Here is a 14147-nt window from a genome sequence, read left to right as displayed (position 1 = left end):
CAGCTACTGGTTTTTTGCGGAAAATAATAAAGCAATGACAACACAAACGACGGGTTGGAAATCCGCCTTTACAGCTTTCTTGGATCGGCGTGCGCTGATCATGCTGTTTCTGGGTTTTTCAGCGGGTGTCCCGATTCTTCTGATCTTTTCAAGTCTGTCTCTCTGGCTCGGTGAAGCGGGTATTAGTAAAAGTGCAGTAACTTTCTTTAGCTGGGCTGCCTTGGGTTATTCCTTTAAGTTTGTCTGGGCACCACTGATTGATGAACTACCAGTGCCATTCCTGACTAGGGCTTTAGGTCGACGTCGTGCCTGGTTGCTGATCGCACAAATTCTGATTGTCTGCGCGATCTGTATTATGGCTTTTTCAGATCCGGCTTTAGGACAACTACATCTTCAGCAGATGGCGCTTGGTGCAGTCTTGCTTGGCTTTTCCGCAGCAACTCAGGATATTGTGATTGATGCCTACCGTATTGAACTGGCAGAAACCCAGATGCAGACCGTGCTGGCTGCAACTTATAACGCAGGCTACCGTATTGGTATGATTGTCGCTGGTGCGGGCGCATTGTTCCTTGCTGCTTACCTAGGTACCGCAAAAGGTAACTATATTTATGATGCCTGGAAGTGGACCTATCTGGCGATGGCGGCTGTGATGCTGGTGGGGATTATCACGACGTTGTCAATCCGCGAACCACAGGTCGATCGTGTGCGTAAACACTATGTGCGCAGTGATTATTTCCGCCTGGTGGGGGTGTTTTTTGTCGCGGTCATCAGCTTTGTAGTGAGCTATGTATATTCAGGTAACCTGGTGAGCATGTTGACCGAACAGTTTGCCATTCAGGATACCTTTGCATTATTTACTTTTGAATCTTTGCGTTTTATCGGATCTGGTGCAGTCGCATTCGGTGTGGGTACCGCCTTGGTGAAGCTAGGTGCGGTGAATCGGGAAATGGCCTATGAAACCTGGGTCAATCCGGTTGCGGATTTCTTCAAGCGCTATGGCCTAAAACTGGCTTTGGTCCTGTTATTGCTGATTGGTTTTTATCGTGTTTCAGACATTATTGCTGGTGTGATTTCCAATGTGTTCTATCAGGACATGAACTTTAGCAAGGAGCAGATTGCTGAAGCAGTGAAGGTTTATGGGGTAATCTTTTCCCTCTTAGGTGGTTTCCTGGGAGGATTATTGGCCCAGAAGATGAATATCATGAAGCTGATGTTTGTCGGTGCCATTCTGGCCTGTTCTACCAATCTGATCTTTATTGGTTTGGTTAAATCCGGGCAACAGCTAAATCCGGTAGATATTCAGGTTGGACAGCAACGCTATCAGGCAGACACGGATGAAGTTGGTTATTGGAAAGTGAAAGTACCAGTACAGGTACTCGCTGATGCCAAGCAGATTCAGGTTCAGGCGGCTTATGCCAATGCTAATACGACTGATAGTACAGTTAGCCTGTCCATGCCATATTTGCTGCAGACTTCAGGTAATGCACAGCTGCAGGTTTTACCAATTACCAGCGACAATACCCTTCATGCTAATGAAGAAGGAAGTATTGTGGTTCGTGGTCAATATGTCGGTGAAGCTTTACAAGATAATCAGAAGATCATTTATGAACTGAATGGTGAGCGTTTTGAAGCCAAGCTGGAAGAACAGGGGGTGTTTAGTACAGCTATTTCAGCAGAAAAACTGAAATCTGCGCCAGCGCATTTAATCAGTGCGGTACTGATGGAGGATGAGCGAGCTGTTCAGCAAGTGACACATGTCTATCAGACGAGCAATGATGCTAAAAATACCAAGAGGCTTGATGTAGATATCCAGCCACTGGTTCCTGTGGATGTGAATCGTAATACTGATATTGAAGTGACAGGCAAGGTGATCAAGCCATATAGCGATGCCTGGCTGTATTTTGCGATTATCGTCGACAACTTGGCTGCCGGTCTGGCAGGTGCAGCATTTATTGCCTTCTTATCCAGCTTGACCAGCGTATCTTTTACTGCAGTCCAATATGCGATTTTTAGCTCACTTATGACACTAACCCCTAAGATTTTAGGGGGATATTCGGGTACTATAGTCACCAATATCGGTTATCCGAACTTCTTCCTAATGACTACATTGATCGGGATTCCGATTCTCATTTTAGTGGTCTGGGTTGGAAAATTACTCGGTGAACACCAAAAACAATCTGGCAATAAGGATGAATAATATGCGCATGCTGCATACCATGTTACGTGTAGGCAATCTGGAACAGTCATTAAAGTTCTATACTGAAGTGCTTGGTATGACTTTACTTCGTAAGCGTGATTATGAAGAAGGTCGTTTCACTCTGGCATTTGTAGGTTATGGTGATGAAGAAAACCATACCGTGCTCGAGCTGACACATAACTGGGATACAGACAGTTATGAACTTGGCAATGCTTATGGTCATATCGCGATTGCAGTCGATGATGCTTATAAAGCCTGTGAAGAAATCAAGGCACGTGGCGGCAGGGTAGTTCGTGAAGCTGGCCCCATGAAAGGTGGCGTGACTGTAATTGCCTTTGTTGAAGATCCAGATGGTTATAAAATTGAACTGATTCAGCAGGACCATAACGCACGTAACAACTAAGTGTTAATTAGATAGCATGATATGTGAAATGTATTCATGTAGAGATGAAAAGATTACATCAATCTGAGTGCATAGCCTGGGCCCGGTATCTGTTAAGATAGCCGGGCATTTTTATATCAAACAATAAAATTTAAGGGATGAAGGGATATGCTTAAGTTATTGGCATTGGACCGTTTTACTATACTGCTTTTTATAATGGTGATACTTGCCAGTTTTGTTCCGGTATCAGGACAGGCGGCTGAAATCTTTTCATCTATTACCACGATTGCGATTGCTATCTTATTCTTTCTGCATGGTGCCAAGTTATCACGTGAGGCCGTAGTTGAAGGATTGATGCACTGGAAGCTGCATACCTTGGTGTTCGCATTTACTTTTGCACTGTTTCCTATAATTGGTCTGTTGGCCAAGCCGGTCCTGGTTCCGTTATTGGGTCAGGAACTGTACTGGGGCTTCCTGTTTATGTGCTTCCTGCCATCAACAGTACAGTCTTCGATTGCCTTTACTTCAGTGGCACAGGGTAATGTCGCCGGTGCAGTGTGTAGTGCCTCATTTTCCAATATTGTTGGTATGTTTATTACCCCAATATTAGTAGCCTTTTTTATTTTGGGTCAGTCACAACATGGTTTTGATCCCACCTCATCTATTGTGCAGATCACTTTACTGCTTCTGGTGCCATTTATCCTTGGACAAATTCTGCGTCCTTGGGTATTTCCACAAATGAAGAAAATGCCAGAAATCGTTAAGTTTTTTGATCAGGGTTCGATTCTCATGGTGGTTTACGGCGCATTCAGTAGTGCCGTTGTGGCAGGGCTGTGGCATCAGGTAAGCTTAACGACCTTATTACTGCTCATTATTGCCTGTTCAGTCTTGCTGACTGTGGTGATGCTGCTGGCCCTGTTTGTGCCGCGCTGGATTGGTTTTGATAAAGCGGATCAAAAAACTATTTTTTTCTGTGGTTCCAAGAAAACTTTAGCCAGCGGCGTGCCGATGGCACAAATTCTGTTTATTGGTCAGCCAATTGGCATGATTGTATTGCCAATCATGATTTTCCATCAGATTCAGCTGATGGTTTGCGGCATTGTTGCCAATATGTGGTCCAAACAGGTTGAAGTTAAAACTGAAGAATAATTCGCATATTAAATCTGTTTCACGTATAATATTGCCCAACTTGTTGTGCTTAGCTCTGACGGTATCCGTCTCGGTGGGCCAAAAGAATGGTCTGTTGTGGTGTTGATCTGCCTGAATTTGATTCTGGCCTTTCCTCAGTTTCTGAGAGTGATCAATTGCGATGACAGCAAAACCTTCTTGATCTTTATGGAGAATCGACCATGCGCGCCGATATTCACCCAAAATATGAAAAACTAGTTGCTACTTGTTCATGTGGTAACGTAATCGAAACTCGTTCAGCTGTTGGTAAAGAAACGCTTTACCTAGACGTATGTTCAGCTTGCCACCCATTCTACACTGGTAAGCAAAAGAACGTTGACACTGGCGGTCGTATCGACAAGTTCAAACAACGTTTTGCTGGTATGTCACGTTCTGTTAAACGTTAATACCCAAAATGAAAAAAACGGGCAATTTGCCCGTTTTTTTGTGCCTGAAATTTGTGAATTTACAGTATTCAAGCTTTGTACAGGAGCTTAGCGCTCCTGTACATCAATCAAATGATCCAGTTTTTTCTGGAAGTAATCACCTTGAATGAAGCGTGCATCGATATTCCAAGCATTAGCAAAAGAAGTCATATCATTCAGTTCACGTAACAGGAGATAAACCGGTTTGATTTCCAGGTATCCAGTGATTTTTTCCTGAAGTTCCTCGGTGTTGGAATTCAATTGTGCAGTTAACTGTGGATGGATCGTTAAGGCATTTACATCCATTTCACGGAGCAAGGTTTCACTATACATCGAATTGCCGAATTCACGAATCGCAATCTCTGCGCCATGGTCACGCAGAATACGGATATATTTCTGCGCATCCTCGCGGTTCAGAATCAGATCCTCTTCAGCAAATTGTAAAGTGAGAGGATGCTTTAATTTACTGCGAATAATCGTAATCAGCTTGGAGATAAACTCAGGAAAACTACGGTCTTTGAAGAGCACGGCACGATTCAGGTTTACGATCAAGCGGGCTTCAGGATATTGGGTGATAAAGTTATGCAGTTGCTTGCAAGACTCAACCAGAATCCAGCGATCTAGCTTGATTGAAAGTTCATCATCTTCACGCAGTTCCAGCAGCTTGGAAATATCCTGCCATTTATTTTCAAAAATAAAACCGCTCGTAACCTCATAGGTATACAGATTGCTATCTTCCTTGTCATACAGCTGCTGATATTTCAGATGGATTTCGCCACGCTCCAAGCATTGACGCAGTGCATGCAGGATTGAACCTGGCATCGCTACAGGTGCTGCGGCTGTAGCTGGTGTTACAGGCGTTGGAACTGGTGCAGATACTGGACTAGAGGCTGACTGGGCTGCAGCTGATTCGGCAATACTGAACTCCAGACTTGGAACAGCTTCTGCAGGTGCAAGCATATCCGATGGAATATCCAGCACAAATTCGGAAGACTGTTGTGCTTGAGGTAATGGTGTAGAGAAGGCACGAGCAATATGCTGATCCAGCTGTGCCTCATCATGTAGTTCACCGTCGAGTTTGGTATAACCGATGCGTAAGTTCAGAGAGCAGGTCTGCTGATTGACTGTAATCAACTGCGGTTTGGTTAATGCAGCTAACCCAATCAGTTTAGATTCCAGAATTTCCTGAGAATCTGCCTGAATGACACCGACCAGGACATCATGTTCCAGTTTAAACAGCAATACACGAACCTGTTCTTTCAGGAAGTTCTTAACTTCATGGAAATAGCCTGTGTAGATCGCCCAATCTGCATTGAGAATTTGAGGCTCATAAGCAGCAAGAGAGAAGGTGATCAATGCATTGGCATTGGCAGGCTCGCGGTTCAGCTCGCGTTTTAGTAATTGTAAAGTACTTGGTCTGACTGCTGCTTTTTCAGTTGTTGTAGCAGATTGAGTTTTAGCAGTATCAATCGTTAGCTGTAGAGCATCTTCTTCACTGGTAGAAGCCAGGAACTCAAGCTTGAGGGGGTTGACTGCAGCAATCTTTGGATTGGTTGAATGAATTTCAAAACCACCCAGCTCGAACTGACCTTGGGAAATTTTCTTAAAACGGGTCTTAAATTCGTTTAGATCTTGTGGCTGTAACAGATCCAGTAAAGGCAAACCGATAATGTCATCTTCAGAATTCAGGCCAAACAGTTTCAGGTAATCTTCATTGGCCTGAATGTGAATGCCTTCCTGGATGGTGGCTACCGCTTTGTTACTGTCCTCAACCAGTAATTGTGCCTGAGTTTGTGCTGTTTCCAGCTCTTCTATTAAATGTTGCTGCGATTGGGTCAGTCGGCTGAACGACAGGGCACGTACCAGACCGAGGTAAAAACGTTCTGGATATTCCAGATTCAAAATGTCATACACACCTTTCTGGATATAACCGGTATATTGATTAGCCTGATAGTCATCAGGTTTAAGCAGCAGAATCGGTAAGTTTGGCTGTTTCGATAAGCGTACCAGACTGAGTGCCTGTTCATATTTCAGGTCATACGCACGGCCAAAGATGATCAGGTCCCAGTTGAAATTTAACTGCTTTTCAAAGTTCTGCAGGTCATCTAGTAGAACTGCATCCACCTGATATTCATTGGCGGTCAACAGATCACGAATCTGGTTAAATCTAATTTGATTATCATCAATAATCAGTAAACGTGTTTCCGTACGTTTTAACTTTTTAGACAATAATGGATTTCTCACTTCAATGCTTCCCATAAGTCGTGATTATTGATTTCATTCATTTGCTTGTGAATAAAGCCTTTAATGATCTGTTCTTCCTGATCATTCAATAATTCATAGTCAAATCGAATAAAGCTTTGTGTGATCAGCTGTGCTTTGGTCAGATAGATTTTTAGTTCACGACCATCAACACGCAGGTGAATCGTCTGTTTTTCCCTAAACATCTGTACACCTGACACAATAACACTATTCGAAATCTGATCTAGTTGGGTTATCTGTACCAGTAAAGCTGGCTGATAACTTTTCAGATGACGGTCGGTCCGTGCATAAACTGCACATGGGAACAGGTCTTGCGCCAGAATTTCCAAGCCTAGTTCCAGACTTTTTTCTGTTGACTGTTTGATCCAGCGGATCACACCACCACGCCATTGGCTTTGGGCATTTTCCTGAACCAGAATAAATTCGCCGGTTTTCAGATTCGATGGAGTAAAGCCGGTCCACTTAATCCGGTAACCATTGACGCTGATGTCCAGCACTTCGGCATGGTGAATCTGCTTGGCTTCACGATCTAAGGCTTTGATATGACTAAACGAACCTGGTACAGCATTTTCTGATGCGCTGACAAAGCTACTTTCACTCTGGAAGTTGTAGCTGCCTTCAACATCTAGGGTTTCATGGAAGTTTTTGCCCTGAGACAGGTAGAAATGTGCAGCCGACAAACCAAAACAGATATTGATATGCGCTGAGTATTCATAACGTTCATGACGACGTTCCATGGTCGTGGTCAACAGGTTATAGATATGGAAATGCAGCGCTGGGGTGAGGAACAATTTTTCATTACGCGACAGATACTGGGCATTTTTGGTTTGTGTACCCGCCAGATGTTCCATCAGGTTTTGAGTGGCAATAAATATGCTCGGCTTGAAATGATCATTCAGACGCGAGTTATATACTGGTGGCAAGTCTTTGCTGCTATCGACTGCATAGCGGGACAGGGTAGTCTCTTTAGGTAAAACCTGAACCAGTTTGGCCCAGTCAAAACTGCAAAGATAAAGTCCCTGAATTTCTGCCGGTCGGATTTGATGAGTATTAAAGATTTCCAGCAGGATCAGCTGTGCATACGCATTCGAAATATTCTGTAGCTCATGCTGAGTACCCAGGACCTGATTGATATTGCTCTGATGGAAATTATTTTGCATTGCAATTTCAAGCAGCTGATGAGCTGCAAGCCATTGGCCCATCACTGGCTTGCCATACAGCATATGCTGTTGATACAGCAGCAGGCTGAGCTGTTGTAAGGCATAGTAAATCGAAACCATACGTGCCGTGGTCAGACTTTTCTTTTTTCCCAGTTTAAATAAAGAAAAACTGCTGTGATTCAGCTCATGATTACAGCGCTTGGCAATATCAATATAGGCCTTGGCAAAATGACTACGCAGCAGCATTGCCAGTTCAATAATCTGGTCATTACGGTCAGTAGTAATCAGGCCTTGATTGACGAAGTGTTTTTCCAGGCTGGTCAGTACATTTTCAAGAGTCGGATGCAGTACCTGAATCAGGTCAAAACGCAGGGTTTCAGAGCACTTCAGTTCAGAGATTTCCAGTAGGGCACTGAACAGTGACTTGGAGGATGTCCCCAGTTGCAGGATCGAAATTCCTGCAACCCATTCCTGCAAGGCTTTTACATTGGCTGGACAAAAGCTCAGTTGATCCAGTTTAAGTTCCGTCGGCGTTTGAAAAATATCTGAATTATGTTTACTCATTTATTATTTAACTCAAAATGTTGAAACCCCAAAAAGCGGTGTCTTATTTTTTTCGCCCGCAATTTCCCGAACAAGTTTAGGTACCAAATACCCGGGTAAGTTCGCTAAAACTTCTGTATAAATCTCGTTTATATGCTTAGGTGACAAATCAAAATGATGCGCCCCTTTTACTTTATCAAGTACATGTAAATAATACGGCATCACTCCGGCTTCAAACAAGCGATAACTTAAATCGACCAAAACTGGTGCAGTATCATTTACTCCTTTGAGTAACACTGCCTGATTAAATACGGTAATCTGTTGCTGAACCAACTGATTCAGTTTGCTACAGGTGTAATCATCCAGCTCAGATGCATGATTTGAGTGTACCACCAGAATAATACGTAGCCTACTGTTTTTTAACATGCTTGTCAGCTCGTCATCGATTCGGCTTGGGATTACAATCGGAACTCGTGAATGTATTCTTAAGAATTTAAGTTGAGTTAAAGTTTCCAGACGTTCAATCCAGAGTTTTAATTTCCGGTTAGAAAGAGTGAGTGGATCACCACCACTCAGGATCACTTCATTAATATCTGGCTGGCTTAGCAGATAGCTTTTAATATTTTCCCAGTCTTCATTTTTAGGTAAATTTTCTTGATAAGGAAAGTGACGTCTAAAGCAATATCGGCAATGTACGGCACAGGCTCCGGTCAGGGTCAGCAGAAAACGTGACTTATATTTATGTAGGACGCCTGGCTGCTGGTTAGCCTGTTCTTCACCCAAAGGATCAGTAACAAAACCCGGATGCTCTTCCAGTTCCAGATGATGTGGCAGGACTTGCAGTAACAGGGGGTCAAGTGGATTGCCAATCTGCATTTTGCCAACAAAAGCACGTGGTACCCGTAACTTGAATTGTTCTGATGCCAGAATTGCGCCAGAAAGTAGCTGCTCAGGTGAGAGTTTCAGTTGTTGTAATAATTCCTGCGGATTTGTGATCAAGTCACTCAGTTGTGACTGCCAGTTTTGTTCCTGATAGAAAAAGTCTGTCATGTGGGAAGAATAAAGTAAAAGTGGAAGCGATGAAGCTGAAGCGATTAGTTTAACAGTTTATATATAGTATGAATGTGCCTGTATTGGATAAAGTTTGATGTATTAGTTGAGCAGATTATATAAAGCTTTGTCTTAATGATCAGCAGATGGTAGGAACTGAATAATTTGTTCGATGGTATGTCTGACTGTAACTTAGTCAGTGAAGGTCTGTTAAATAGGAATTTTTCGTTGCGGCATGGTGTATTGGTCATTTAGAATACGCAACATTAAATGAATGTGCATGTGGCAACTACATGTTCGTGTCAGACTTGCTAAATGACATTGCAACAGCCCATAGCATCAATAGATTAAAGTTAGTAAGTTTGGAGTGCGCCAGTCATGGCCTATTATTCTACGAATGATTTCAAGTCAGGCCTTAAGGTTATGCTTGATGGTAACCCATGTTCAATCATGGAAAACGAATACGTAAAACCAGGTAAAGGCCAGGCCTTCAACCGCGTAAAATTACGTAACCTTAAATCAGGTAAAGTGTTAGAAAAAACATTTAAATCTGGTGACTCACTAGAAGCTGCTGACATCGTAGAAGTAGAAATGGAATACTTGTACAACGATGGCGAAATGTGGAACTTCATGGATCCAGTATCTTTTGAACAGATTGCAGCAGATAAAATCGCGATGGGCGATGCAGCAAAATGGTTAAAAGATGACTCCAATGAAAAATGTACCATCATGCTTTGGAATGGCGTTCCTTTAACAGTGAATGCACCAAACTTTGTGGTATTGCAAATCGTTGAGACTGATCCAGGTGTACGTGGTGATACTTCTGGCGGTGGCGGTAAGCCAGCGAAACTGGAAACAGGTGCGGTAGTACGTGTTCCATTATTTGTTCAGCAAGAAGATAAAGTTCGTGTTGATACACGTACAGGTGAATACCTAGAACGTGCATAATGGTCTGAAAATAGACTATTATCAAAGGGGATGATGAAAATCATCCCCTTTTTTATGCCAAAGTCTTAGAGGCAACAAAAAAGAACAGGCGTAAAGTCGCAAGGGAAAACAGCAGTACCTCGAACAAAAAGAATCACGCTGATTTAAATGCAACAGATATGAGGGATTGAATGGAAACTTTACAACAGAAGTCGAGCATGACTTCGAAAATTATGTGGCTCCTTGTAGCCATTGTCGGGGCAGTATCCTTTGGGATTCTTGCACTTAGCCGTGGAGAGCATGTCAATGCAGTCTGGCTGGTGCTGGCAGCTGCCTGTGTATATAGCATCGCTTACCGTTTTTACAGTTTATTTATTGCCAATAAAGTTTTTGAACTGAATGAGCGCCGTTTAACGCCTGCCCATCGTCTGGCTGATGGTTTGGACTATGTACCCACCAATAAAGGGGTGCTTTTCGGTCACCACTTTGCCGCGATTGCCGGTGCAGGTCCACTGGTGGGGCCAATTCTGGCAGCACAAATGGGTTATTTGCCGGGCACGATCTGGCTATTAGTCGGTGTGGTACTTGCCGGTGCAGTTCAGGATTTTCTGGTACTGTTTATTTCAACTCGTCGCGATGGTCGTTCACTTGGTGAAATGGCCAAACAGGAACTAGGTACTTTTGCCGGTATTATTGTCATGCTCGGTGCCTTAGGCGTGATGATTATCATCTTGGCGGTATTGGCGCTAGTCGTTGTCAAAGCTTTAACCAACAGCCCATGGGGTGTATTCAGTATTGCTGCGACGATTCCGATTGCAATATTTATGGGTATTTACATGCGCTTTATCCGACCAGGACGAATCGCAGAAGTCTCCATTATTGGTTTCGTGTTGATGATGCTCGGCATTATCTACGGTGAAACTATTGCTCAACATCCATACTGGGGTCCATTCTTTACTTTGTCAGGTACTGAACTGACTTGGGCATTGATTATCTACGGTTTCATTGCTTCCGTATTGCCGGTATGGTTGTTACTTGCACCGCGTGATTACTTATCTACCTTCCTGAAAATTGGCGTGATTGCGGGTCTGGCGATTGGTATTCTGTTCGCGATGCCAGAAATGAAACTGCCAGCAATTACCAAATTTATTGATGGTACTGGTCCTGTATTTGCAGGTTCCATGTTCCCATTCCTGTTTATTACCATTGCCTGTGGTGCGATTTCCGGTTTCCATGCACTGGTTTCATCAGGAACCACACCAAAGCTGGTCAACAACGAACGCGATATCCGTATGATCGGTTATGGCGGTATGTTAATGGAATCTTTTGTGGCGATCATGGCCTTGATCTGTGCTGCGATTCTGGATCCAGGCATTTACTTCGCGATTAACTCGCCAGTCGCATTACTTGGTACTACGGCAGAAAGTGCAGCAGAAGCAGTACGAACCCTTGGTTTCGTAGTAACCCCTGAAGCCTTGACTTTGCTGGCGCAGGAAGTCGGTGAAAACTCGATTCTGTCGCGTACTGGTGGTGCACCGACTTTCGCGATTGGTATGGCACATATCATTACCGAAATCTTCAATAGCCGTGAAATGATGGCATTCTGGTATCACTTTGCGATTCTGTTTGAAGCATTATTCATCCTGACTGCTGTTGACGCCGGTACTCGTGCCTGTCGCTTTATGGTTCAAGATACCGTAGGTATCGTGATTCCTGCAGTAAAACAGTCACATAATTTCTTTGGTAATTTATTAGGTACAGCTGTCGCTGTCGCTGGTTGGGGCTTCTTCGTTTATCAAGGCGTGGTCGATCCACTCGGTGGGATTAACAGTTTATGGCCACTGTTTGGTATCGGTAACCAGATTCTAGCTGCAATGGCACTCATTCTGGGTACCGTCATCCTGTTTAAGATGAAAAAACAGAAATACGTTTGGGTGACGATTATTCCAACTGTATTCCTGTTCATTACCTCAATGACTGCAGGCTGGCAGAAGATTTTCCATGAAAATCCGAAGATTGGTTTCTTGGCACAAGCGGATCGTTTTAACACGGCAATTGCCAATAATGAAATTCTGGCACCAGCAAAAACCGTGGCTGAGATGCACACAGTGGCATTATCGAATCAGATCAATGCGGGTCTATGTGCTTTCTTTATGATTGTTGCTTTCGTCATGCTGTTTGCTGCAATTGGTGTGATTCGCCGTGCTTTGGCAAATCCGGAACCAACTGTACATGAAGCTGAAGCGATTTATCGCGATCCTGCTGAGATCAAACCTACAGCACATCACTAAGGAGACTGGTATGAATCTGAAATTTGCCAAAGGCGGAAAAGCGGTGATCTACAAGATCATTAAAATGACCGTCATGTCGCAAAAGGATTTAATCCTGAACCCGAAAAACTGGTCACGTATTGCGACCCTGTGGCAACGTTTGCAGCAGAGTTTCCGTTTGATGGTCGGAGTGCCTGATTATCAGACCTATCTGGAACATATGAAAAAACATCATCCAGATTTGGAAGCGATGGATGCTAAAACTTTCTATCGTCATTGTGTGGATGCACGTTATCCCTCTGCTGGCGGTGGCATGAAAAAATGTCCATGTTAATGAATGAATAAAAAAAGTGCCTTTCGGGGCACTTTTTACATTTTACGAAAGCTAGAGAGATTAAATATTAGATGGTTATACAAGTCTATGCGCTGATTTATATTTATCATCAAGTTTAAACTTTATACAAATAACTTAAAAATATACTTTTAAGATATGGCTTTTATACCTGTAAAAATGAGAATGATAAATTCGTTTCGTGACTTTGGAAATGTAGAGAAACCCAATTAGATAATTTGAGGCAATTTATCTTTACTGAAGGATTGGAATATATTTTAAGCAGCTTCTAACTTTAGAGAAGTTAATAGGCAAGATTAAAATATTTAAATAAACCGTTTTTATTGGATATTTCTGATGATTAGGTAAATGACTCAGTGTAAAGATATATTATTGGTCTTTAGTGTGGTTTAAATTCAGTGTATGTTAATCACAAGTATCTATTTTAATGAGAAAATTTGTGATGTGGGGCGTAAAGCAAAAAGCAAATCATGATATAGCGCACATAAATACTCAGCTTGAACAGCAAATTGCCAGCTATGCTCCCAGCATTGAAAAATTCCTTAAAGAAATTAATGCAATTGTGCTGGATAAACAGGCACAAACCCGGCTGGCATTGTGTTGCCTGATTGCTGGTGGACACGTTCTGTTTGAAGATTTGCCGGGTTTAGGTAAAACCACATTGGCAAGCAGTCTATCTCATCTTGCCGGCTTAAAGTTTCAACGGATTCAGTTTACCAATGACATGCTGGCCAGCGATGTAATTGGCATCAACATGTTTAATCAGAAAGAACATCAATTTGAGTTTAAGCAGGGTCCAATCTTTACCCAGATTCTTCTGGCAGATGAAATTAACCGTTGCAGCCCCAAAACCCAAAGTGCTTTGCTGGAAGCGATGGAAGAAGGTTATGCGACAGTCGATGGAGTACGTTATGCCTTGCCTAAACCATTTTGGGTGATTGCAACACAGAATCCATTATTCCAGAGCGGAACGTATGCTTTGCCAGAATCCCAGCTAGATCGGTTCTTGATGCGTTTATCTTTAGGTTATCCATCCCGACATGCAGAAAAACTGTTATTGCAGCAAGAATCCCGCTTTGCCCTAATTGCAACCTTGGCCCATGTGTTCCGTGAAGAGCAGATTTTAGAGCTGCAGCAACTGGTCAATCAGATCTATATCAGCGAACCTATACAGGAATATTTGCTGGATCTGGCTGAAGAAACCCGAAAAAACCGTTATGGATTATCAACACGTGGCTTATTGGCATTAAAACGGGCAGCTCAGGCACATGCTTTGATTGAGAATCGTGCTTTCGTTACACCAGATGATGTACAGGCTGTGTTTGTGGCAGTGGCTTCGCATCGTTTAGGGTTGAGTGAGGCAGAAACCTTAAATCTCATGCAGCAAGTGGCGATAAGCTAGGAGCCAGATC

11 protein-coding genes are annotated in these 14147 nt (G+C 43.1%); 8 read left to right on the top strand and 3 right to left on the bottom strand.

Features of this window, described 5'->3' with window-relative positions; translation table 11 throughout:
* Positions 1-34: 34 nt before the first annotated feature.
* The 4 genes from FSC11_RS09535 (at position 35) to rpmE (ending at position 4153) form a co-directional block, all read left to right on the top strand.
* Positions 35-2197: an AmpG family muropeptide MFS transporter gene (locus tag FSC11_RS09535; RefSeq protein WP_171521713.1), complete on the top strand. Its 2163-nt coding sequence runs from the start codon at positions 35-37 to the stop codon at positions 2195-2197.
* Between the two features lies 1 nt (position 2198).
* Complete coding sequence (gene gloA, locus FSC11_RS09530) at positions 2199-2600, top strand: lactoylglutathione lyase (protein WP_163166581.1); 402 nt, start codon at positions 2199-2201, stop codon at positions 2598-2600.
* 147 nt (positions 2601-2747) lie between these two features.
* Positions 2748-3728 (top strand): bile acid:sodium symporter family protein, encoded by a 981-nt coding sequence (locus tag FSC11_RS09525; protein ID WP_163166579.1) that lies wholly within the window; start codon positions 2748-2750, stop codon positions 3726-3728.
* Positions 3729-3928: 200 nt separating this feature from the next.
* On the top strand, positions 3929-4153 hold the full coding sequence (gene rpmE / locus FSC11_RS09520) for a 50S ribosomal protein L31 (RefSeq protein ID WP_004782616.1): 225 nt from the start codon (positions 3929-3931) through the stop codon (positions 4151-4153).
* Positions 4154-4240: 87 nt separating this feature from the next.
* On the opposite strand, the gene FSC11_RS09515 is transcribed toward rpmE, so the two are convergent.
* Genes FSC11_RS09515 through epmB form a run of 3 tightly spaced genes read right to left on the bottom strand, consistent with a single transcriptional unit; the run spans position 4241 to position 9186 of the window.
* Positions 4241-6430 (bottom strand): EAL domain-containing protein, encoded by a 2190-nt coding sequence (locus FSC11_RS09515; RefSeq protein ID WP_163166577.1) that lies wholly within the window; start codon positions 6428-6430, stop codon positions 4241-4243.
* Positions 6412-8157 carry a GTPase gene (locus FSC11_RS09510; protein WP_163166575.1) on the bottom strand — a complete coding sequence of 582 codons (1746 nt, stop codon included), beginning with the start codon at positions 8155-8157 and terminating at the stop codon, positions 6412-6414. The genes FSC11_RS09515 and FSC11_RS09510 overlap by 19 nt, the downstream gene beginning before the upstream one ends.
* A gap of 12 nt (positions 8158-8169) precedes the next feature.
* Positions 8170-9186 (bottom strand): EF-P beta-lysylation protein EpmB, encoded by a 1017-nt coding sequence (gene epmB, locus FSC11_RS09505; protein WP_163166573.1) that lies wholly within the window; start codon positions 9184-9186, stop codon positions 8170-8172.
* Positions 9187-9564: 378 nt separating this feature from the next.
* Between epmB and efp the strand changes: the two genes are divergently transcribed.
* From efp to FSC11_RS09485, 4 genes are all read left to right on the top strand, one after another.
* Entirely contained in the window at positions 9565-10134 is a 570-nt protein-coding gene (gene efp, locus FSC11_RS09500; RefSeq protein ID WP_004810438.1) for an elongation factor P, read from the top strand.
* A gap of 170 nt (positions 10135-10304) precedes the next feature.
* Positions 10305-12404 carry a carbon starvation CstA family protein gene (locus FSC11_RS09495; protein ID WP_004894100.1) on the top strand — a complete coding sequence of 700 codons (2100 nt, stop codon included), beginning with the start codon at positions 10305-10307 and terminating at the stop codon, positions 12402-12404.
* 10 nt (positions 12405-12414) lie between these two features.
* Entirely contained in the window at positions 12415-12717 is a 303-nt protein-coding gene (locus FSC11_RS09490; RefSeq protein WP_004810433.1) for a YbdD/YjiX family protein, read from the top strand.
* A gap of 460 nt (positions 12718-13177) precedes the next feature.
* Positions 13178-14137 (top strand): AAA family ATPase, encoded by a 960-nt coding sequence (locus FSC11_RS09485; protein ID WP_163166571.1) that lies wholly within the window; start codon positions 13178-13180, stop codon positions 14135-14137.
* The last annotated feature ends 10 nt before the right edge of the window (positions 14138-14147 follow it).

It is taken from the genome of Acinetobacter schindleri, assembly GCF_010918895.1.
GTDB lineage: Bacteria > Pseudomonadota > Gammaproteobacteria > Pseudomonadales > Moraxellaceae > Acinetobacter > Acinetobacter schindleri.
This window is presented reverse-complemented; position numbering and strand designations above follow the sequence as displayed.